This is a genomic window from Mycoplasmopsis citelli, from assembly GCF_900660645.1.
In the GTDB taxonomy this organism is placed as follows: domain Bacteria; phylum Bacillota_I; class Bacilli_A; order Mycoplasmatales; family Metamycoplasmataceae; genus Mycoplasmopsis; species Mycoplasmopsis citelli.
In genome coordinates, this window is sequence record NZ_LR215036.1 from 519042 (window position 1) to 540821 (window position 21780).

Consider the following 21780-nt stretch of genomic DNA (forward strand, 5'->3'; position numbering starts at 1 on the left):
TTCCTTTCTATGTATGATTTATTAAATTCATATGTGATTAAAAATAAATAAAACAATCAAATTTTTAGAACATTTGTTTAAATCTTTTAAGGTCGCTTTTTGACATTAGAACCGATTTTCTTGCATGACGTTTTTGTTTGGTTGATTTATTTTGTGCTAAATGTGAACGGTATGCTTGTTCTCTTAAAACTTTACCAGTTCCAGTGACTTTAATACGCTTTTTAAGGGCGCTTTTAGTTTTCATCTTTGGCATTATTTTCTCCTTCTTTAGCTTGTTTTTGCTTTTCAGAATTTAATTCTTTAAGGTATTTAGCGATTTTTTGTTTATTTGGTTGGAGATTCATGTCTAAGAAACGATCATTAACAAGTTTAGCTTCTTTAGTAATTTCTGAAATATCTTCAAGAGTTTTGAAGAATTTATCTAAAGTAGCAAAACCTAAATCTTTTCTTCCAATTTCACGTCCTCTTAATTTAAGCGAAACTTTAATTCGATCGCCTTTAAGCAGAAATTCACGAGCTTTTCTGCTTTTAACCATTAAATCATTTTCACCAATAAAAGGAGTGAGACGAACTTCACGATTTTGAACGTTGGTTTGTTTTTCTTTAATTTCTTTTTGTTTCTTTTTACGGTCATATTTGAACTTTCCATAATCAAGAATTCTCGCAATTGGCTTAGGTTCAGTTGCAATTAAAACTAAATTTTTACGTTCATCTTTTGCTTTATCAATAGCATCTACTGTGTAATGAACACCAAGTTGTTCTCCACTTGAACCAATTAAAAAGACTTGTTTAAATGGAATATCTCGATCTACATAGTGTTCTGCAGTAGGTCTTTTTTGTTTTCTTTGACTTTGAATAATTACTCCTTAAAAATAAAAAATAAAGTGGGTATCCCACTTCTCTACTAAAAAAGGTATCAAAAAACTTTTGATGATTTTGTTGATACATTTAATTGTAGCAAAACCCAAGGCTATTGGCCATCAGGTGAGAAGTGATTTCTACTTTCTGCAATTAAATAGTTATTGCTTTTTTATTTTACCATTTTTGTAAAAAAGTGTAAGAAATTACACCTCTTTTTATTTTTTATTTTTTCTTTCATCAAGCATTGCTTGCAATATTCTTAATGTAAATGCATCTGAATATGATAAATTTTTACTTTCTCACTCATAAATTTTTTTAAAATGTTTATTAATTTTTGCTTCTTTTTTTGCTTGCTCTATTTCCTCTTTAGTTCCGAAAATTTTTTCTAATACTTCTTGACCTTTTTGTATTTCTTCTTCTGAAAGCTCTAAGTCTTCTTCCTCATCTTCATAATAATAAGGCATACTTTTATAGTCAATACCTAGGTTTTCACAAATTTGAATTAAAGTTCCTTCATACGGATCTAATGATAAAATTTCTAGCGCTAGAGAAACTTTTATTGGAAGAGGAGTTAATAAAGTTATTATACTTTTTAAATCTTCAAAATAATTTTCTTGTTCTTCAGTTGATAATAATTTCATATAATTAGTAACTTGTGTAATAAAATTTTCAATATTTAAATTGAATTCTTTTTGATAATAATTTAGTTGGTCTTGCAATTTATCGAAGTTAAATTTTTTTTCGATTTTAAGATTTCTTCGTTTCATTGTTCTCCTTTTTTGTATTTCTTTACACTTTTTAATGACCTTTTTTCTTAAGCATTTCTTTAAGAACTGATAAAGCAAAAGCTTCACTAACAGGTAATTTTGCGTTTTCTCAATCAAAAATTTCCTCATAATTTTTGTCCTTTGCTTGAGCATTATTATTACTTTCTAAAATTTCCCTTCATTCTTCTTCGTTTTTTTGAGCCTCTTCATGGGATATGTAAAAACTTTGTGGCATTTCTTCATCATCTTCAAGTTCTTCGTCGCTAATAAAATCTGGACTTTTATAATTAATATCAAATAAAAAACAAATTTTAACTAAAGTTTCTTGTGATGGATCTAAAGTCAAAACCTTTAAAGCCAAATAAACTTTAACTGGTAAAGGAGTAAATAAAGTTACAATGCTTTTTAAATCTGAAAAATAAGTTTCTTGCTCATTAGTAGGTAAGGTTTTAATATAATGAGAAATATTTTCAATAAAAGGATTAATTTCAAAATTAAATTCCTTTTGAAAATATTTTAACTTTTCATTCAATTGAGCAAAATCAAAGGTTTTTTTAAGATTAAGAGTTCTTCGTTTCATTAAGCTCCTTGTTTTATCTAATTATAATTTTACAAAATTCAAAGATCATTATACAGGGTTATTCAAGAGGTTTTTTCCTAAAAATTTCTGCTTATTTTGTGGATATTTGTCATTTTGTAAAATAAATAATTTATAATTAACATATGAAATTTAAAAGATTTATGCCTTTTGTTGCTTTAGCTATTGGTTCAGGAGCTTTAATATCAGGAATTATTACTTATTCAGTAATATTGCGACAAAAAAGCATTGAAGATGACAAAAATAAAAACAAAAACAAAGTTGATAAATTCAAAGAAAAAAGTCTTTTTGAAATAGTTAATGATAAAAAATTTTTTAGTTCTTCTCTTTCAATAAATTACATAAGTAAAATTTATGATATAACATTAGGAAAAAATGCTTTAAAAACAACTCAAGAATTAGAAAAAGCTCATCAAGACCTTACTAAAAGAATTAAAGAAGTTATAAAACTAAAAACTGAAGCTTTTGATCTTGCTAAACAGATATCCAAAGAAGCAAAATATAAAGATAAAATTTTAGGAGCTGATTTAGAGCAACTTCCACAAATTATTGATGAAATTAAAAACGAAGAGAATAAATAAAATTTCTCTTCGTTTTTTAAGTTTAAGTTAGCTAAAAAATAAAAGTAACTATGCTTGAGCTTCTTGTTCTCTTAAAGCTCTTCGTTTTGCACGAGCAAGTTCAAGAGCTAATTTATGTGCACGTTTTTCAGCACGTTCTTTGTTTTTTCTTCTTACAACTTTACGCATATTATTTCCTTTTAAATAGTATATTAAGTGATTTTAAGTAACTTAATATATTTTAGCAAATTTTCCAAAAATGATAAATTAAGATACTTTCATAACTTTTTAAGAAGCTTTAAGTATAATTATTTTATGACTAATTTTTTAGAAAAGAGATTACAAAAAAGTTTAGCAAAATTATCTAAAAAAACTCAACTTAAAGAAGAAGATGTTTTAGAAGTTATTCGCGAAGTAAAAATGTCTCTTCTGGAAGCTGATGTTAACTTAAAAGTAGTGAAAGATTTTATTGCAAATGTTAAAAATAAAGCACTTGAAGATGGACAAGTCATTGGTAAATTAAACTCATATCAAACCATGGTAAAAATTTTTCACCAAGAATTGGTGGCAATTTTAGGTGAAAAAGTTCAAGATATTAATATTAATAAAAAACCATATATTATCATGATGTGCGGGTTACAAGGTTCAGGAAAAACCACTGCAACAGCTAAGTTAGCTTTTTATTTACGAAAGAAAAAATATATTCAAAATCCACTTGTAGTTGCTGCAGATATTTATCGTCCTGCAGCTGTTGATCAGTTAATAACACTAGCTAAAAGTATTAATGTTGATTATTTTGAAAAAGGAACTAATGTCCCTGTTGCACAAATTGTTGCAGAAGCTTTAGACTTTGCTAAAAGAAATCAAAATGATTTAATTATCATTGATACTGCTGGACGTTTATCTATTGATGCACAATTAATGCAAGAATTAGTAGAAGTTAAAAAAATAGCTAACCCAAGTGAGATTCTGTTTGTTGCTGATGCACTTTCAGGTCAAGATATCATTAATGTTGCTTCGACTTTTAATGAACATTTAAAATTAAATGGTTCAATTATCACTAAGCTTGATTCGGATGCTCGTGGAGGAGCTGCTCTTTCTCTAAGGCAAGTATTAAATTTACCAATTAAATTCATTGGAACTGGAGAAAAAGTTTCCAATTTAGATTTATTTTACCCTGATCGCATGGCCGATCGTATCTTAGGGATGGGCGATGTGCTTAGTTTAATTGAAAAAGTTGAAGATTCTATTGACGTAAATAAAGCCACCAACATGATGGAACGAATGTTTAAGGGGAATTTTAATTTAAATGATTTACTTGATCAAATCAATGAAATTAAAAAACTCGGAAAATTTTCAAAATTACTTAAAATGATGCCAGGAAATTTAGCAAGCAAAATTAACGAAGAAGAATTAGAAAATGCTGAAAAAAAACTTGAAACATACAAAATTTTAATGTCTTCAATGACTGCAAGTGAACGAAATAATCCTAAACTATTACGTAACGCTTCACGTAAGGAGCGAATTTTAAAAGGAAGTGGACGAAGTGCCCAGGAATTTAATAAGCTCCTTTCAGATTTTGATGCAATGTCCAAGCGAATGACAGAGATGCGTACTAAGCTTAAATCTGGTGGTTTTGGCGGACTATTTTAAATCCAATTAACACAAAAAAAGAACAGAAAAGTATCTGTTCTTTTTGATTGTAGTATTATTTGATAATTTTTGTAACTGATCCAGCACCAACTGTACGTCCACCTTCACGGATAGAGAATTTGGTCCCTTCTTCAACGGCAATAGGAGCAATAAGTTTAACTTTAAGGTTAACATTTTCCCCTGGCATAACCATTTCACGTCCAGCTTCAAATTCTACTCCACCAGTAACATCAGTTGTACGGAAGTAAAATTGTGGTTTGTAGTTTTTAAAGAATGGTGTGTGACGTCCACCTTCTTCTTTTTTAAGTACATAAATAGCAGCTTCAAATTCTGTATGAGGAACAATTGATCCTGGTTTAGCAAGAACTTGTCCACGTTCTACATCATCACGGTTTACACCACGAAGCAATAGACCTGCATTATCCCCAGCCATAGCTTCTTTAAGGTTTTTACGGAACATTTCAATTCCTGTAACAACAGTTTTTTTGGTAGGTTTAAGACCAACAATTTCAACTTCTTCGTTAAGTGTTAGTTTTCCACGTTCTACACGACCTGTAGCAACAGTTCCACGTCCTGTAATTGTAAATACGTCTTCAACAGCCATTAAGAATGGTTTTTCGAATTCTTTAACTGGAGTTTCAATGTATGAATCTACAGCGTTCATAAGTTCCATAATTTTTTCTTCATATTTTGCATCACCTTGAAGAGCTTTAAGAGCTGATCCACGAATAATAGGTGCATTGTCTCCATCAAATCCGTAATCTGAAAGAAGTCCACGAATTTCCATTTCAACAAGTTCGATCATTTCTTCATCACCTTCAAGCATATCGGTTTTGTTTAAGAAAACAACGATACGAGGAACCCCAACTTGTTTAGATAAAAGAATGTGTTCACGTGTTTGAGGCATAGGACCATCTGTTGCAGCAACAACTAAAATAGCTCCATCCATTTGAGCTGCTCCAGTAATCATGTTTTTAACATAATCGGCGTGTCCTGGACAGTCAACGTGTGCATAGTGACGTTTTTCAGTTTCATATTCAATGTGAGCTGTGTTAATGGTAATTCCACGCGCTCTTTCTTCTGGTGCGTTGTCAATAGAAGCATAATCACGAGCTTCTGAAAGACCTTTCTTAGATAAAACAGTTGCAATAGCAGCTGTTAATGTAGTTTTACCATGGTCAACGTGTCCAATGGTACCAACGTTAACGTGTTCTTTACTACGATCAAAATCTAATTTTGCCATAAGTTAATATCCTTTCTATTTTTTAAGTAAATTTATGATTTATAAAATATTTTTTTCGTAATTGTTTTTTTAAAAATAAACGTGTTTTCAAATTACGATTGTTTTAGCGCTAAAACCACCATAGTCTAGTCTTTCAACTAGAACCTGTCCGTTTGAAATTAGCATTTAAATTTTAACATATTACAGAAAAAAGCAGAATATCATATAAACAAAATTTCATAGATTACTGCTTTTTGTTAGATAATTAATTTTAATATTAAGAACTTCATTTTATTCCTAATTATTCTGATTTTTGTAGTAATTATTACAATTTAATAGTTGTTAAGTTAATGGTTTTGATAAATAAACTTAAAAATTCTTTTCTTAGACTTTTAAACTTTAAAATAAATTTTAAATTTTTATAAAAGTTAACGAAATTAAAACTAAAAGATGATATTTGCTCAAAAATATTGAATCGATTAAATTTAAGCATTATTTAATCTAAAATTGTAAATATTAGTTTTTGTTTTGATTAGTTTTTACCATCAAAGAACTTAGTAAACCTACAAAAAGAGGGTGTGGTTTAAGTGGTTTAGATAAAAATTCTGGGTGGAACTGACAAGCAATAAAAAATGGGTGGTCTTTTAATTCAATTAAAGATTGAGCACCTACACTTTTTACTCCAGAAAAAACAAAGTTACCATCTGATAATTGGTCTAAATAATCAGGATTAAAATCATAACGATGACGATAACGTTCAATAATAGTTGGTGATTGATAAATTTGGCTAGCTAAAGTATCTGGTTTAATATTTACTTCACAACTCCCTAAAGATAATGTCCCTCCTAGCCGGTTAGTATTATGAAATGTAGGTTGAATAATAAAAAGTGGGTGAGGAGTTTGAGCATCAAACTCAGTTGAATTGGCATTAGTAAGTTTTAAAACATTTCGAGCATATTCAATTACGGCCAATTGCATTCCTAAACAAATCCCTAAAAATGGTATTTTATTAACTCTTGCATATTCAATAGCAAACATTTTTCCTTCAATTCCCCGATTACCAAATCCGTAAGGAACACAAATCGCATCATAAGAAGCGAGTATTTCTTCTGCTTTAGAATAAGATTGAATTTTTTCTGAATCTATTAAAGTAATTTTAATTTCAATTCCTAAATGATAACTAGCAAGAGTAAATGATTCAAGAATTGATAAATATGAATCAGATAATTGGACATATTTTCCTACAATAGCTAATTTATAGGTAGCTTTTTTAGGTTGAGTGATAGTATTAGTGAAAGCCAATCATGATGATAAATCATTTTTGGTTCGAGGGTCATCAAAATTAAAAAAATTAAATAATTTGGTATGAATTTTTTGTTCATAAAGTTGCTCAGGCAAAAGATAAATATTTTCCACATCTGGGGAATAGAAAATATTATCGTAATTAATATCACAATGTAATGCTATTTTGGCTTGTAATTGTTCACTAAAATCTTCGCTAGTTCGTAAAATTAAAAAATCAGGAATAATTCCTTGTTCTCTAAGTTTCATAACCGAATGCTGAGTTGGTTTAGTTTTAATTTCATTACCAATTCTTAATCTAATTAGCGGAGAAACGTGGATAAAACAAATTTGATTTGAAGAATAGCGAAACTTATATGAGCGTAAAGCTTCAATAAAAGGAAGCGATTCAATATCACCAACTGTTCCTCCTACTTCAATGAGTAAAAAATCTAAATCAGGATCGCTACTTATAATTTGATTAATTCGTTCGTGAATTTCGTCAGTAAAATGCGGAACAATTTGCACAGTTTTTCCTAAATAGTTTCCTGCTCTCTCTTTAGTTAAAACTTGATGATAAATTTGACCAGCTGATAATGAAGAACTTTTGGAAATTTCATAATCAAGAAAACGTTCATAATGACCTAGATCTAAATCTGCTTCCATACCATCATGAGTTACAAAAATTTCTCCATGTTGAACTGGTGACATAGTTCCTGGGTCAACATTTAAATAAGGATCGAGTTTTAAAGTTGCTACTTTAAATTTTTGAGTGTGTAAAATTCGACCAATGGATGCTAAAATCAATCCTTTTCCCAATGAAGAAAAAACTCCGCCAGTTACTGCAATAATCTTAGTTTTTGACATATATAAACTATCCTTTCTGTTTTTTGATATTTTTTAAATGATTAAAATAAATAATTTGATCATATATTTGTAAAAAATAAACACCTTTTTAAACTAAAGACAAAAATTAAAAGTTAGTTCTAAAAATAAAAAAACGTCCCAAAAAGTTGGGAACGAAATATCTTTTTTAAAAAATAAAAAATATGCCCTAGTTTATTTTCAAAATACGATTATTCTAACGCTAAAAACACGAAAGCTAATTATTTTTTCGTTTTACATTAGCAATTTAATTTTAACACATTAACGAAAAACTAAAAAATATAGCATATTTAAATAAAATTTGAATTTTTTATTCATTAGCTAATTTAGTTTTAGTATTAAGAAGGGATACTTTTCCTAATTGTGCTGATTTTTGTATTAATTGTTTGATTTTTTTAGTTTCTAAAACTGTAGATTTAAAAAATTCATTTGCACTTTCAACTATTGAAGCTGAAAATTCTTTTTTAAGTTCTTTTAAACTAGCTTCTAATTGTGTAATTTCTTGATCAATTTTATTTTGAGCTTCCAAAATTTTATTACGTTCTTTGAGCTGAGTAATAAGTTCATCAATATTAACTTTTTTAACCAAAATTTCTGCTGATTGATAAAAATCGTAAATTAAATTAGCTAGCGCATGAGAGTGTGAATGAGTTTCTTCATCTGTTTTATGCTCATGATTTTCATCATGACTGTGTTCATTATCTTTTTCTTTCCCTTGAGCTTGATTGTGTTTTTCGTCATTTTCATTTTTATGACCATGTTCTTTATCGCGTTGACCAAGATCTTCTTTAATTAAAGCAAGGTCTTTTTGTAAAATTGAATCAGCTGTTTTATTTTTTTGAACACTATCAAAATAATTTTCATCAAAATAAACATTTGAAACTTGTTGATTAAGTAAATTTAGAAAACTAGCTAAATATTGCTGCGAAGGAAGAGAACCATCTTTATCGGTAATTTCTGATTTTTTATCTGATTTTTGTAAAATGTATTGCTCTATTTTTTGCGATTTTTCTTCCATTTTTGCTTTTGAATATTCGCTAAATACTTCTCTTAAATCCTCGGTTAAATCTCCTAATTTATTAAAAACAACATATTCAAAAATTCTATTAATTTTATCTAAAGCTTCGGGTTTGGTTTTTCCTTGTTCTTGAAGTTTTAAACCAATTTTATTTTTGAAAAGATTAACAATTGATGATTGATTATCTTTTCCATCAACTAAATTAAAGATTTTTGCTATTTTACCGCTTAATAAATGAGGTCCTTTTGATGTAATTTCTGCATATTTATTAATTAATTGATTGTTAGCTTTTAATAATTCAACTAAGGAATTAACAACTTTTTTATCATTTTCAGGTAATGCATTAATTTTTGCTTGCGAAATTTTTGCACTTATTGGATTTTGACCATTTGTTTCTGCTGATGTGCTACAACTTATTACTGCAACAATTGGTAGACTAACAAGTGATCCTAATGATAATAATTTAACTTTTTTGTTCATTTTTCTCCTTATATTACTAATTAGTAATATGTTAATTATAAACTATTTAAGTTTAAACAAAAATAAAACTTGCCATTGCAAGTTTTATTTTGTAATTTTAATTAAGTAAAATTGTTTTTTTCCAATATTTAAAAAAGCATATCGATTATCAAAAAACTTTGAATGCATTAAAAAATCTTCTTTAATTGGTTCTAAATTCACTTTTAAAGAATTAACTTGAATAAATTCTCTAGCTTCGCGCTTGGATTTTAAAATTTTATTTTCAATTAAAAAATCAACTAAATTGCTATTTTTATCAACAAAGAGTGTTTTTAATTCATTTTGAATGTTTTGAATGTCTTCAACGGTAAAATTATTTAAATTAAGCTTTTTATTAAATAAAATTTCGCTAATATTAACACTATTTTTAGCATCTTGCTCACTATGAATATCTTTAACAACTTCAAAGGCTAAAGTTTTTTGAGCTAGTTTTAAAAAAGGAGCTTCAAAATGTTTTTTCATTAATTGTTCAATTTCCTCAACTTCAATAAAAGTAAGTCATTTTAATAACTTTTCAACTTCTGAATCGGGTTGATTTAGTAAAAATTGGTATAAATCATAAGGTTTAGTTTTATCTTTGGAAAGTCAATTATTTCCGCCACCAGTAGATTTTCCAAATTTTTGCCCATTGCTGTCAGTAAGTAGTTGCGATGTTAAAGCTACTGCTTGATGTTGTTGCCCAAAAATTGTGGAAATCATATCAAGTCCAGTAGTAATATTACCCCATTGATCCGAACCACCAAATTGTAATTTAACATTATGATTTTTATAAAGCTGTACAAAGTCTCATCCTTGAATTAGCTGATATGAAAATTCCGTAAAACTAAGTCCTTTTTCAATCCGAGAAGTAATTGAATCTTTAGATAAAATATAAGCAACATTAACTAACTTACCAACATTTCTTAAAAAATCAATTACAGACATATCTTTATAAAAGTCATAATTATCAATAACTTTAAAACCAAATTTTTCTAGTTGAGCTTTAATTTTTGCTTTGTAAAAATTAATTTGTTCCTCATTAAGCAGTACTCTTTCTGAATCTCTAAAAGACGGATCGCCTATCATTCCAGTAGTTCCACCTAAAATAGCAATTATTTGGTAACCATATTTTTTAAATCTAAGTAAATTAATAATTTGAATATAATTTCCCAAATGCAAGCTATCGGCAGTTGGATCAAATCCTACATAAACCCCACTTCCTTGAGGGATATTTAAAAATTTATCATAATTGGAAATTTGCTTAAAAACACCACGTTTTTTTAAATCATCAATAATATTCATAATTAAATTTGAAATTCCTTCCCAATATTTTCTAAACTCCCAAATACTAATCCTTCTTGAGCAAAACCTAAACTAGAATATCCCACAAGCATTCCTGAGCTAGTCACATCAAGCATTTTTCCTTCTAAAATTTCAGCTCCTAAAGCAGTAATTGAGCCTGGAAGAGCCACTAAAACAACTTTTCCTTCTGTAGAATCAAGAGTATTAGTTACTACTTGGAATTCTTTTTGTCCATCTGATAAAGTTAAAACAAAAAGTTTTTCGCTTTTTGGGTGAACTTCTCTTTTGAGAATTTCAACATAAACAAACTTCTTTGAATCATTGATTTTTAAATTTGCTTGGGTTGCTTTTGCTTTAACTTTATTACTCAAATGTTCATTTAAGCTGAAAAATCTCTTCTCACTAGCAGATAAAATATCTTCATCATCAAAAACATTAATTGAACCAACATTTCCTTGATCGTCAAATAAAAATAAGTAATTTTCAATGGTGATTTTTTGAGTAATTTTAACTCTGGTATCAATACTTAAAAGAGTGCAATTTTTAAATTGGTTGCTTAATTTGTGGACTAGAATCATAATAATATATTTTACATTAATTATTTTGTGTAGTATTATAATAATAAAACATATGAAAAAAATAGCTATTGTGGTAAGTTCTTCTTGTGGCTTAACTGAAGAAGAGGCAAAAAAGCGGGGATGATTTTATTTACCGTTGAATATTCAAATTGATGAAAAAAATTATTTAGATGGAATTGACTTAACAAGCACAAATTTATTTGAAAAATTCTCCAAAGATTCTAAAAGTGCTAAAACTAGTTCCACCAATATTGGATATATAATGAATTTATTTGCACAACTTTCAAATACTTTTGATGCAGTTGTGGTATTTCCTATTTCTCAACATCTTTCTGGAGAATATCAAAATTTAATTCATTTTGCCAGTAATTTTAAAAATATTTACATAATTAATTCTTTAGATGTAGCTCATTTAATTACTCTTAAAGTTATTGAATTTGAGCATTTAATTAAATCTAAAGTTCCTTTAAATGAAGCCATTGAGCAAATTCAAGCACCTAATTCATTGCTTTCGGTTTCTTTAATTCCAAAATACAATCACTTTTTAGTTAAAGGCGGTCGCCTAACGCCTGGGGCTGCTACAATAGCGAATTTACTAAAAATAATTCCTATTATAAAATTTGAAAATGGAAAATTAGAAAAAGAGGGAATTGGGCGCGTTTTTTCTAAAACAGTTATAAATTGTATTGATTCAAAATTTGAACACCTAACAAATCCTCAAGATTTTGATTTAATTATTTTACACTCACAAAATAGTGAAATTAATGATTTTATTAGCTATGCTCAAAGAAAATATTCTTTAAAAGTACTTATTTCCAATATTCCACCGGTTATTTCAATTCATACTGGACCTGAAGCAATTGTTATTATTAAGCATCCTAAATTGTCAACTGAACAGAAACTGTTATTTTCCCAAAACTAACTATTTTTGAACAAAAACAGTAAAAAGAAAAGCAGCTTTAGCTGCTTTTTGATTATTTATCATATATTTATCATAAATAAAAGACACAATATAATATTAGGGCAAATTTAATATTTTAATAAAATCACGTAAAAGAAGGGCGATAATTTTTGGGGTTTAAACTGAGAAATATATGTTTAGAGAAAGTAATTTTAAAAAAATAAATTGTGTTTTTTTTATTGATAATAACGACTAACGAAATAAAAATTGTTGTGAGATTAGATGAATGTTAAGTATAACCTAAAACAAACTTAAATCTATTTTTGCTGCCTAATACACTTAAATGCATTAAACAGCGCATAAATTATACAACCATTTATTTATTTTTTAAGATTTTTTAAATAAAAATGTTTAAAATTTAATTAGCATCTTTTTTATTAAAAGGAGAAAGACAAATGCCAAAATTTAACAGAGTTTTTATGATCGTTACTGATGGTCTAGGAATTGGGGCCGATCGAGATCAAAAAGCTTTTGGTGATAGCGGCGCTAACACCATTAGATCAGCCTCAATGGCTGAAGAATTTAAAATTGATACTTGAAAAAAACTTGGAATTGGAAATATTACTGATTTACAAGGAAATTATCATGTTAAAAATCCACTAGCTTATGTAGCTAAAGTGCAAGAAGTTTCAAATGCAAAAGATACTTTAGCTGGACATTGAGAAATGATGGGAATTAAAACTTTAGTTCCTTTCCCAACTTTTACCGAAACAGGATTTCCACCTGAATTAATTGCTGAATTAGAAAAAGCGTTTGATGGTCGTAAAATCATCGGAAATAAAGCAAGTAGTGGAACTGAAATTATCAAAGAATTAGCACACTTAGAAAAACAAGATGGTTCTATTATTGTTTATACTTCAATGGATTCAGTGTTGCAAATTTGCGCTCATGAACAATGGACTGGATTAGATAATTTATATCGTTATGCTAAAGCAGCTCGAGAAATTTGTTCATCAAACCCTGCGTGAAATGTAGGTAGAATTATTGCTAGACCTTACATTGGAGAAGATGGAAACTATACTCGAACTTTTAATCGCCATGATTACGCAAACAAACCTCCAAAATTAATATTAAATAAATTACAAGACAAAGGAGTAGAAGTTATTTCAATTGGAAAAATTAACGATATTTTTGTCGGTCAAGGAATTTCAAAACACATCCCAAGTGGAAGCGATGCTGTTGGAATGGATAAAACCATCGAAATTGCACTAGAAAATGGGCAAAATCAATTTATTTTTACTAACTTAGTTCAATTTGATTCTCATTATGGACATCGTAGAGATGTACATGGATTTGCACAAAATATCGCTGATTTAGATGTCAAATTAGCAAAATTAATCAACTGTTTAAAAGAAGATGATTTACTAATTATGACTAGCGATCATGGAAATGATCCGCTATATCCAGGATTTAATCACACTCGTGAATATCTTCCTGCAACTATTTATTCAAAAAGCTTTACCAAGCCTAAAGTTTTAGAAACACTTAATGGATTAGGGACTTTAGGAAATATTATTGCACGCAATTTTGGTGCAGAAATTGTTGTTGAAACTGGTGATGATATTTTTGATAAACTAATTTAAAGTAAAAAAGGAACAAAAAAACATTCTTTTAGAGAATGTTTTCTTTTATTATTGTTCTGCTGGTTGTTGTGTTTTATATCCATCAACTTCAAAGACTTTACTAAATGAACGAGATTGTCCATTTGAAAGAACTTTAGAAAAAGCAACAGAGAATTTAGCTTTGGTTTCTTCAACAGAAACAAGTGATACTTGAGTTTTGACTTCTTTTGAATAATCTAAAAAGTGTTTATCAAAAACAGGATAAATATCTTCTGATGAAGCGTCATTTACGGTTTTATCTTTGGCTGAATCTTTAAGAAGAACAATTGTGTTTTCTGACATTCTTTTTAGTTTTTCTTCAGTTGAAACCGATTCTTTAAGTGAAGCAATTTTTGCAGCTTCTTCAGGAGAAACTTCTTTAGGTTGTGGATTAGTTGATGAAGGATCTTCTTGTTTTGGTAGCTGAACAGGTTTTATAGGTTCGCGTTGAGTACAAGAAATAGCAACTGTTAAAGGAGCAATCAATCCACCAAAAGCTGATAAGAATAAAGCTAGTTTTCTTTTCATATTTTTCCTAACTAAATGTAATTTTATAAATATATATCTTTAAGTATAACAAATTTACAAATTTTTGCTTTAATTTTCCAAGAAAAATCAAATAAAATTAAAGATCTAATTCATCAATTCTTTGTTGGTGTCTGCCACCTTCATATTGAGTTGCTAAATATTCATCAATTATTTTTTGTGCATCCTTTGTGGAAATTTGACGTCCACCAAATGCCAAGACATTAGCATTATTGTGTAATTTTGCCAAATGAGCATCTTCAACAGAAGTAACTCGAGCTGCTCGAATGTGTTTGTGACGATTTAAAGCATATGAGATTCCTAATCCAGTTCCACAAACTCCAATAGCAAAATCAGGTTTTTGGCTATCAACATACTCAGCTAGTTCTTTCCCTTGAGTAGCATAACTAACTGGAAATTCATCGGTTTTAGGACCTAAATCAACTGTTTCATATCCTAATGATTGCATATATTTGACTAAATCTTCTTTAAGTTTAAATCCTGCATGGTCGCTTGCAAATGCAACTACTTTTTTCATTAATTCCCCTTAAAATATTATTGATTAAATTATAAACTTTTTTTATTAAAAAATCTTTGTGGAAAAATACAGAAAAATTCTTTTTTTAAGATTTTTAATCAGAAAATTTATATCTTAAGTGGTATGAATTATCAAACAGATTCAAAAGATTGTTCGCTAGTGGTATCTCAATATTTTATTGAAAAAATTCATGGACAGAAAGTTTCTCTAAACGAGTTAAAACTTAATGCAATTTACAGCGAAAATGGAATATCAATAGCGAATTTACAAAAATTATTAAGTCAATATTATCTAAATATTGAGGTTTTTAATTGCGACCTTGATACACTTAAAAAATTATCTAGTAATGAATTTCCGTTTGCTACAATTATTAATCAAAATAATAATCAACACATGATTATTATTGAAAAAATAACTAATTCACACATTTTTTATATTGATCCAGTTTATGGAAATGAGAAAATAACTTTTGAAGAATTTCAAAAAGTTTTTTTAAATTTGCTTGTCAATTTTCAAGCGGTTGTTTCTAAAAAGCAATTACAAACTCAAAAAGAAGACATTAATTTAAATTTTCAATTAAACTTTAATCCCATTAAAATGCAAATATTTCATTTTCTAAGTAAATTATTAGAAATGTTTGTAATACTACTAATTCCCTTGATGACCAAGTATATTTTTTCTGAAATAATTCCTTATAACTTGGAAATATATTTATATTTTAGTGGTGTTTTTGTTGTGTGAATTTTAGTAGTTCAGCAAACATTTAAATATTTAATTAATAAATGAAGTTTAACTAAAATTACAAATGTTGCAAATGAAAAAAAGTTAAAGCTGTTAAAAATTTTAAAATCTCAATATTTTCAAGAAATTGCCAGATTAAATGCAATTGAATTCATAAACCGTCTTACTGCTATAGATACAATTTGAGATTATAAAAGTTCTTTTATTGCTTCAGTTATTATAAATTGTCTATATTTAATCATCGGGTCGCTAATGATATATAAAATTAGTTTTATTTTGTTATATGCCTTATTAATTTATTGTTTGATCAACTTCTTTATTAGCTTAATGATGCAAAATTGATATAACAATTCATACAAAAAGATTTTGGAACAAAATATAACTCTTAGCGGAAGTATTGAAGAATACTTTAATTATGTAAATTCTGTTAATATTTTAGAAATCGAAAACAAACTTTATAATGATATACAGACACAATTTTCAGAGATGCAAAATCATTATTTAAAAACAAATTATGTTTCAGAAAGCATTTTTTCAATATCAGCAATTATCGAATCGTTAGGTCCGTTTGTGATTTTGTTTTTAGGGTCTTTTCAAATTTGAAAAGGCCAAATGACTTTAGTAGATTTAATTTTTACACTAACTGCAGCAAGTTTATTAACTAAATCAACACAAAATTTTTGGCCTTTGTTTAATTTACAAATTAAATATAAAACATCCAAAATTTTAATTGACTTTTTCAAAGAAAAAGAGCAAATTTCAGAACTAAAAGATTTATCAAGTAGTTTTGATACTATTGACAAAATAGAGCTTTCTTATATTGATTATCAATATGAACAAAATCACAAAGCTTTGAATATTCAAAGACTAATAATTGATCAAAACACACATTTAAAGGGTGCAAATGGAATTGGTAAAACAACTCTTTCAGCAATATTAAGTGGTAATTTAAAACCTAATAATGGAATAATTAAAATAAATAATATCCAAACAGAAATATTTGATAATCAAATGTTAAAAAATAGCATTATTTATACAGGGAGCAAAATAAATTTATCTCAAACTTTTGTAAAAGAATACACAGATTTTTCAAAAATAAATGAATTGGGTAAAGTTTTTTCGAATGAATTAATTAATAAAATTCAATCAATCAAAAATAAAAAATTTTTTGAGCTCTCTAGTGGCGAAATGCAAATAGTTAATTTTTTAAAAGTAATTCAAAATAATTATCAATTTTATATATTTGATGAGGCTTTTGATAATTTAAGTGAAACATTTTTTAAAGAAATAAAAAATTATTTAAATGAAAAAATAAATAATTCGTTAATTATAGAGATAAGTCATAACGATAAATTTATTTTTGACAATGCAAAGGAGATATATCTTGAAAAAAACCACGTTTGCTTATAAATTTGAAATTTTGTTAATCTTTTTATTGTTGTTTTTATTTGGATTTATGTGCTATATTGCTTTAACTTATCAAATTAATTCATATAAAAAAGTTTATATAAGAAGAGAGTATGATGACATTTTCTTAAACGGAATTAAAATAGAAGAAATAGATCAAAAACCACAATTATCAGTAAAATTAAATAATCAAATTTCAAATTATTCTTTTAAATATCTATTAGATGAAAATCAAATTAAAATAACTTCTCCATCATTGCTTTTGAAAATGAAGGAAAATAATATATTTGAAATTTATTGCACCTATAATTCGGGAAAAACAACTTTTTTAGAATATATTTTAAAGCAAATTTTAGTTAAATAAGTTTATAATTTTAACTATGAACAAGATTATTCATGAAATTTCTTTTGATAACAGAACTAAAAATGATATTGATTATCATTATGAAATGAATGAAATACTCAAAAATTTTGCTAAATATTTTAAAATCAAAAAGAAAATAATCTTAGATGTAAAAATTGTTTCAAAGCGAAAAATCAAGCAATTAAACAAGCAATACAGAAATAAAGATTATGTAACTGATATTCTTTCTTTTGGAAATGATGATGGATTACTATTTAAACAATTGCCTTTTATTTTGTTGGGTGAATTGATTATTTGTTATGACAAAATGCTTGAACAATCTATTGAGTTTAACCATTCAATTAAAAGAGAATTTTGTTATTTATTTACGCACGGTTTAGTTCATTTAGCTGGTTATGATCACGAAATAGAAGAAGAAAGAGTTAAAATGAATAAAATTGTTGATAAAATATTTAAACCTTTAAAAATTAACAGAGAGTAGTTAAAATGGAAATTCAAAAATTAAAAGATTTATTAAAAAAGGCTTATGCTCCCTATTCAAATTTTCAAGTTGCTGCATGTGCTATTGATGAAAATGGAAAAGAATATTATGGCGTAAATGTTGAAAATGCTGCATATCCATCTGGAATTTGCGCCGAAAGAAGTGCATTATTTGGTTCTGTTGCTTATGGAGCTAAAGTTGGAACTTTTAAAGAAATTCATATTATTAGCAAAAAAGAAGGAATTATTAGTCCTTGTGCAGGATGCAGACAAGTAATGACTGAATTTATGCCTCCAGAAGCAAAGGTGTATCAATATTCAAATAATGCAAAGCAAGTACGTATAAACACAGTTGCTGAATTAGTTCCTTATAGTATTTTAGAAAGTGATATTAAATAATGAAAATATGTTTTGCTTCAATAATTGGTCGTCCAAATGTGGGTAAAAGTACATTAATTAATGCAATTATCGGTTATGATGTAGCCATTGTTACTGATGTTGCTCAAACTACTCGAGATCAAATTACTGGTATTTATACTGATGATGAATATCAAATTATTTTTACAGATACTCCAGGAATTCACAAACCCGAAAATAAATTAGGTGAAATTTTAAACAAAAACGCTTATAGTACTGTTAAAGATATTGATGTACTGCTGTTTTTATCGCCATCTGATGAAAAAATTGGAACTGGAGATAAAATGATTTTAGAAAAAATTTCTAAAGTTAAACACAAAATAGGTGTAATTACAAAAATAGATAAAATTTCTAAAAATCCACAATTATTAATTGAAAAAATTAAAGAAATGCAACAGTATGAATTTGATCATATTGTTTCTACATCAAAAAATGATTATAAATCAATTGATGCATTAGTAAATATGATTAAATCATATGCATATGAAGGACAAGCTCAATACGATCAAGATTATATAACTGATAAAAGTATGCGTTTTTTAGCCAAAGAAATTATCAGAGAAGCAACTATTAATTCTCTGTACGAAGAGCTACCACATTCAATTGCAGTGGAAATTAATGAATTTAATGAACACGAAGATTTAATTGAAATTGATGCAGTTATTTATGTAAAAAAAACATCTCAAAAAGGAATGGTAATTGGAGCTAAAGGCTCAAAAATTAAACAAATTGGTCAAAATGCCCGTTATAAAATGATGCATCAATTTCAAAGTAAGGTCATTTTGAATTTAAAAGTTAAAATTGCCAATAAATGAAATAATAATGAAAAAGAATTAGCTAAATTTGGTTATAAATAAATGCACGATTTTCTCGTGCATTTATTTATTTTTCTAATTTACTTTATGACATTGTCGACATCTAGCTTCATATTCTGAATCTCCTAAAAGATGTCTTTCTTTAGATTTAACTTTTCGATACGAAAGAGATGCTTGATCAAAACATTTCATGCACACTGCTTTTAGTTTGCTAACATAATCAGCTTGTGATAGCAATTCTGATGTTATTGCAAAACTTTTTCCAGCAAAATCCATATCCAGTCCCGAAACAATAACTCTAACTCCTTTTGAAATAAGTTTTTGAATTACTTCTAAAATGCTTTCACTAAAAAAATGGGCTTCATCAAAAGCTACGGCTTTAACATCTTCATTCCAATATTTTCAAATTTCTTCTGCATCAGCAAGAGAAATTGCTTTGACATTTGAACCAGTTCTGCTAACAATAACATCATTTCCGAATCTAGTGTCAAAATCTGGTTTAAAAACTAAAAATTTTACTTGAGCAATCTTTAAAATAGTAAGTCGTTTGATTAATTCGGCACTTTTACCAGCAAACATTGGACCGGTAATAACCTCTAAAGAACCTTTAGTGTCCTTTCAAAACATAAAATTACTTATTTTCTTTCTTGGAAATATCTTTGAATTTCTAAAACACAATCATCAACAACTAATTCAAGATCTGCTAACGAATTAAGAACACATCCAGAGGCTCTTTCGTGTCCGCCTCCACCTCATTTAAGAGCAACATTTCTTACAATTGGTCCATTTGATCTCAATTCAACTCTAACTTTTCCGCTTTCATCTTCAATAAATTGAACTCAAACTGGATATCCATCAATATTTGAAATTAAATTTGGACGTACCGATTTTTCAGGTGTTTTACCTCTTGCGATTGTTTCTGCATATGAGTTTTGTAAATAAGCAACTCCATCACGAGTTTTTAATGTCGAGGTTAATCAAGCATTAAATTTTAAATCTTCAATTGAAGTTTTATACATGTTTAAATGCATAAAATCAGGCTCTAATTCATGTTCGTATAAATAAGAAGCTAATTTTAGGGTTCTTGCACTTGTATTGCTAAATAAAAATCTTCCTGAATCAGTTACAATTCCTAAATACAAGAATTTTGCTGCTTTAGAACTAATTTTTCACTTTGTTTCATAAGCAATTTCGGTAATCATTTCATCTGCAGCAATATATGAACTATCTACTCATCTTGTTACATTATCTCCTAAATCATCATCATTTGGATGGTGATCAATTCGTAAGACTTTTGCAAAAATATTTTTATCTAATAAATGACTATATTCAATGCGATTTTTATAGTTTGCGTCCACAACTACTGCAAGAGATTGTTTTAATATCTCATCATTTGGAACTTCGTCCATTTTAATATCTAAGAACTTAAATAATCCTTTTTCATCTCCAACACAATAAACTTTTTTGTTTGGAAAATTAGTTCTTAATAATTCACCAAGTCCATGTTGAGAACCTAAACAATCTCCATCGGGTTGAATGTGGTGAAAAATGACAATAGAATCATAGTTTAATAATTCTTGGACTGCTTCTTTAAGTGAACCTACTTGCATTATTTATTCTCACTTTCATAAATGATAATTTCTTTATTTAATCGTTCTAAAACCTCAGGTACTTGCTCTCATGAACTTAAGGTAATTCCAGCAGCATTATCATGTCCACCGCCATTAAATTCATTAGCAACTTTATTTACTAAGGGGCCATTTGACCGTAATCTACCACGAACACTTCCATCCTCAAGCTGAATAAATAAAGCTCAGCACGCATTATCTTCAACATTGGCTAATTCATTAACATACATTGAGGCATCCAGTGAAGAAAAAACATGTTTAGCTAATACTTCACTAGTAACTTCAAAATAAAGCACTCTTCCGGATTTTTTAAATCCAGCAAGCATATCACCAATAAATTTAAGTCCCCTAAAGGTTCTTTTTGAAAGTTCTTTTAAGATTTTTTGTGGATGAAAACCATTTTCCATCAAGAAGGCCACTAATTTGTGGGTACGAGGACTAGTATCAGGATATAAAAATCTTCCTGAATCAGTATTAATTCCTAAGTAAATATATTCTGAAGCGGATTTTGATACTTCTCATTTTGATTCATAAGCAAGCATCGCAATCATTTCTGCGGCTGCTACATAATGCTCATCAACTCATAAATAATCATACTCAATATCACTTCCATTAGGGTGGTGGTCAATTCTTAACTTAGCAGTGGTTTTATTTTCATAAAGCAAATGAGCTTTTTCAATTCGATCTCCTGAAGAAGCATCAACTACAATCCCTAAGGAATTATGATAATCTACTTCTGCTTCATCGGTAAAATGATACTGCATAAAATCCAGCACCCCAACATTATCTCCAACACAATAAACTTTTTTATTTGGATAATTAGTTTTGATTAATTCAGCAAGTCCATGTTGAGACCCTAAACAATCTCCATCTGGACGAATGTGGTGAAAAATAACAATTGAATCGTATTTTTCAATAGCGTCTTTAGCAACTTTTGAATTTCCTATTAGCATATTTTATTCTCCTTTATTTAAATAAGTAACTTTAACAATTTAATTTTACTCTTTTTCATTTTGGACTTTTAAAGAAAGCCAAAAAGTAACATAATTATTTGCAAAAATTTTAGATTTTTCAAAAGCT

At 27.9% G+C, this 21780-nt stretch carries 23 protein-coding genes; 9 read left to right on the forward strand and 14 right to left on the reverse strand.

The window, feature by feature from the left end; translation table 4 throughout:
- Positions 1–64: 64 nt before the first annotated feature.
- The 4 genes from rpmI to EXC58_RS01680 all read right to left on the reverse strand — a co-directional run bounded on the left by rpmI (position 65) and on the right by EXC58_RS01680 (position 2208).
- The gene (rpmI, locus tag EXC58_RS01665; RefSeq protein ID WP_036434280.1) at positions 65–253 is read right to left on the reverse strand and encodes a 50S ribosomal protein L35; all 189 of its coding nucleotides are present in this window, start codon (positions 251–253) and stop codon (positions 65–67) included.
- Positions 234–860: a translation initiation factor IF-3 gene (gene infC / locus EXC58_RS01670; RefSeq protein ID WP_197723789.1), complete on the reverse strand. Its 627-nt coding sequence runs from the start codon at positions 858–860 to the stop codon at positions 234–236. The genes rpmI and infC overlap by 20 nt, the downstream gene beginning before the upstream one ends.
- Before the next feature lie 216 nt (positions 861–1076).
- Positions 1077–1628, reverse strand: a complete 552-nt coding sequence (locus EXC58_RS01675; RefSeq protein WP_129725319.1) for a hypothetical protein — start codon at positions 1626–1628, stop codon at positions 1077–1079.
- Between the two features lie 31 nt (positions 1629–1659).
- Positions 1660–2208 carry a hypothetical protein gene (locus tag EXC58_RS01680; RefSeq protein ID WP_129725320.1) on the reverse strand — a complete coding sequence of 183 codons (549 nt, stop codon included), beginning with the start codon at positions 2206–2208 and terminating at the stop codon, positions 1660–1662.
- 143 nt (positions 2209–2351) lie between these two features.
- Between EXC58_RS01680 and EXC58_RS01685 the strand changes: the two genes are divergently transcribed.
- Together EXC58_RS01685 and ffh are read left to right on the forward strand one after the other, a co-directional pair.
- Entirely contained in the window at positions 2352–2807 is a 456-nt protein-coding gene (locus EXC58_RS01685; RefSeq protein WP_129725321.1) for a hypothetical protein, read from the forward strand.
- 294 nt (positions 2808–3101) lie between these two features.
- Complete coding sequence (ffh, locus tag EXC58_RS01690) at positions 3102–4439, forward strand: signal recognition particle protein (RefSeq protein ID WP_129725322.1); 1338 nt, start codon at positions 3102–3104, stop codon at positions 4437–4439.
- Between the two features lie 55 nt (positions 4440–4494).
- On the opposite strand, the gene tuf is transcribed toward ffh, so the two are convergent.
- The 5 genes from tuf to tapR all read right to left on the reverse strand — a co-directional run bounded on the left by tuf (position 4495) and on the right by tapR (position 11223).
- Positions 4495–5682, reverse strand: a complete 1188-nt coding sequence (gene tuf, locus EXC58_RS01695) for an elongation factor Tu (protein WP_129725323.1) — start codon at positions 5680–5682, stop codon at positions 4495–4497.
- A gap of 495 nt (positions 5683–6177) precedes the next feature.
- Entirely contained in the window at positions 6178–7809 is a 1632-nt protein-coding gene (locus EXC58_RS01700; protein ID WP_129725324.1) for a CTP synthase, read from the reverse strand.
- A gap of 328 nt (positions 7810–8137) precedes the next feature.
- Positions 8138–9325: a hypothetical protein gene (locus EXC58_RS01705; protein ID WP_129725325.1), complete on the reverse strand. Its 1188-nt coding sequence runs from the start codon at positions 9323–9325 to the stop codon at positions 8138–8140.
- Between the two features lie 84 nt (positions 9326–9409).
- A complete protein-coding gene (gene tyrS / locus EXC58_RS01710; protein ID WP_197723791.1) occupies positions 9410–10648 on the reverse strand; it encodes a tyrosine--tRNA ligase in 1239 nt (412 codons plus the stop codon).
- Complete coding sequence (tapR, locus tag EXC58_RS01715; RefSeq protein WP_129725327.1) at positions 10648–11223, reverse strand: TyrS-associated PheT N-terminal domain-related protein TapR; 576 nt, start codon at positions 11221–11223, stop codon at positions 10648–10650. The genes tyrS and tapR overlap by 1 nt, the downstream gene beginning before the upstream one ends.
- Before the next feature lie 52 nt (positions 11224–11275).
- Between tapR and EXC58_RS01720 the strand changes: the two genes are divergently transcribed.
- The gene (locus tag EXC58_RS01720) at positions 11276–12145 is read left to right on the forward strand and encodes a DegV family protein (RefSeq protein ID WP_129725328.1); all 870 of its coding nucleotides are present in this window, start codon (positions 11276–11278) and stop codon (positions 12143–12145) included.
- Positions 12146–12579: 434 nt separating this feature from the next.
- On the forward strand, positions 12580–13767 hold the full coding sequence (locus EXC58_RS01725; RefSeq protein WP_129725329.1) for a phosphopentomutase: 1188 nt from the start codon (positions 12580–12582) through the stop codon (positions 13765–13767).
- A 48-nt stretch (positions 13768–13815) separates the two neighbouring features.
- Here EXC58_RS01725 and EXC58_RS01730 read toward each other — a convergent pair whose 3' ends face one another.
- A complete protein-coding gene (locus tag EXC58_RS01730; protein ID WP_129725330.1) occupies positions 13816–14313 on the reverse strand; it encodes a hypothetical protein in 498 nt (165 codons plus the stop codon).
- A 97-nt stretch (positions 14314–14410) separates the two neighbouring features.
- Positions 14411–14848 carry an RpiB/LacA/LacB family sugar-phosphate isomerase gene (locus EXC58_RS01735; protein WP_129725331.1) on the reverse strand — a complete coding sequence of 146 codons (438 nt, stop codon included), beginning with the start codon at positions 14846–14848 and terminating at the stop codon, positions 14411–14413.
- Positions 14849–14971: 123 nt separating this feature from the next.
- Here EXC58_RS01735 and EXC58_RS01740 point away from each other — a divergent pair, with 123 nt between their 5' ends.
- The 5 genes from EXC58_RS01740 to era are packed head-to-tail and all read left to right on the forward strand — an operon-like array spanning position 14972 to position 19114.
- Positions 14972–16999, forward strand: coding sequence for an Mbov_0121 family peptidase domain-containing ABC transporter (locus EXC58_RS01740; RefSeq protein WP_129725332.1), 2028 nt, complete (start codon positions 14972–14974; stop codon positions 16997–16999).
- Positions 16974–17360 carry an MAG1140 family protein gene (locus EXC58_RS01745; protein ID WP_129725333.1) on the forward strand — a complete coding sequence of 129 codons (387 nt, stop codon included), beginning with the start codon at positions 16974–16976 and terminating at the stop codon, positions 17358–17360. The genes EXC58_RS01740 and EXC58_RS01745 overlap by 26 nt, the downstream gene beginning before the upstream one ends.
- 16 nt (positions 17361–17376) lie before the next feature.
- Complete coding sequence (gene ybeY / locus EXC58_RS01750; protein WP_129725334.1) at positions 17377–17841, forward strand: rRNA maturation RNase YbeY; 465 nt, start codon at positions 17377–17379, stop codon at positions 17839–17841.
- 5 nt (positions 17842–17846) lie between these two features.
- Complete coding sequence (gene cdd, locus EXC58_RS01755; RefSeq protein WP_129725335.1) at positions 17847–18239, forward strand: cytidine deaminase; 393 nt, start codon at positions 17847–17849, stop codon at positions 18237–18239.
- Positions 18239–19114, forward strand: a complete 876-nt coding sequence (gene era / locus EXC58_RS01760) for a GTPase Era (RefSeq protein WP_129725336.1) — start codon at positions 18239–18241, stop codon at positions 19112–19114. The genes cdd and era overlap by 1 nt, the downstream gene beginning before the upstream one ends.
- Positions 19115–19147: 33 nt before the next feature.
- Here era and EXC58_RS01765 read toward each other — a convergent pair whose 3' ends face one another.
- From EXC58_RS01765 to EXC58_RS01775, 3 genes are read right to left on the reverse strand one after another with little or no spacing between them, the layout of a single operon-like run.
- The gene (locus EXC58_RS01765) at positions 19148–19699 is read right to left on the reverse strand and encodes a thymidine kinase (protein ID WP_129725337.1); all 552 of its coding nucleotides are present in this window, start codon (positions 19697–19699) and stop codon (positions 19148–19150) included.
- Between the two features lie 8 nt (positions 19700–19707).
- Complete coding sequence (locus tag EXC58_RS01770) at positions 19708–20682, reverse strand: DHH family phosphoesterase (RefSeq protein WP_129725338.1); 975 nt, start codon at positions 20680–20682, stop codon at positions 19708–19710.
- On the reverse strand, positions 20682–21653 hold the full coding sequence (locus EXC58_RS01775) for a DHH family phosphoesterase (RefSeq protein ID WP_129725339.1): 972 nt from the start codon (positions 21651–21653) through the stop codon (positions 20682–20684). The genes EXC58_RS01770 and EXC58_RS01775 overlap by 1 nt, the downstream gene beginning before the upstream one ends.
- Positions 21654–21780: the final 127 nt, after the last annotated feature.